The sequence below is a fragment of the Streptomyces anandii JCM 4720 genome (genome assembly GCF_014650655.1).
GTDB classification, from domain to species: domain Bacteria; phylum Actinomycetota; class Actinomycetes; order Streptomycetales; family Streptomycetaceae; genus Streptomyces; species Streptomyces anandii.
This window is the reverse complement of the sequence record NZ_BMVJ01000006.1, coordinates 373898-374717: the sequence shown is the minus strand read 5'-3', so window position 1 is coordinate 374717 and position 820 is coordinate 373898. Positions and strand designations below refer to the sequence as shown.

Sequence of the window (820 nt, the reverse complement as noted above, 5' to 3'; positions counted from 1 at the left end):
CGCCGCCGAACGCGCCGATCGCCTCGCGCACCCAGCGCAGCGCGGCGAGCTGGTCGCGCAGGCCGGGGTTGGCGGGGGCGTCGGGAAAGAGGCCGTAACCCTCCACGCCCAGACGGTAGTTGACCGAGACGAGCACGATCCCGTCCCGGGCGAAGGCGTGCCCGTCGTAGACCGGGACCGCGGAGGAGCCCCGGGTCAGCGCCCCGCCGTGCAGCCAGACCAGGACCGGAAGCCGGGCGCCCGGGTCGGGGCCGGGTGTCCACACGTTGAGGTTGAGGCAGTCGTCACCGGGGACCACGGGGTCGGACAGGTACTGGGCGAACGCCTCCGAGTACGGCGGCTTCGGCGCGGTCGGACCGAAGGACACCGCCTCGCGCACCCCGTCCCACGGCTCGGGCGGCTCGGGCGGGCGGAACCTGCGGGGGCCGAAGGGGGGCGCGGCATACGGAATGCCGCGGAACACCGCCACCCCGTGCTCGTACCTGCCGCGTACCGCCCCGTGAGGGGTCCTGACCACGGGATCCGCCTGGTCCGCCTGGCCCGTCCGGCCCGCCTGGTCCGCCTGGTCCGCCTGGTCCGCCTGGTCCGCCGTCATGCGTCCCACCAGCCCTTCGCCGCACTCCTGCACCGGGTACCACCACAGCATCACACTGTCCGCCGGTATTCCGGCCGGGCGATTGCCCGGGCCTGGGCGTGGACCTACCGTAGAAGGCGCTTTCTACCCAATTCCCGGGAGGATCATGCCCAGCCCCGAGGCGCAGCGGATCAGGGCCGTGTTCGCCATGGACCCGGTGCATCTGCCCCGGCTCTTCCCGCCGCG

The 820-nt window shown here is 73.8% G+C and carries 1 protein-coding gene; it reads right to left on the bottom strand.

Annotated features, from left to right (window positions below; genetic code table 11):
* Positions 1–595, bottom strand: a 595-nt coding sequence (locus IE249_RS37215; RefSeq protein ID WP_229858440.1) for a carboxylesterase family protein, incomplete at its 3' end; no start/stop codon positions are given.
* Positions 596–820 lie beyond the last annotated feature (225 nt).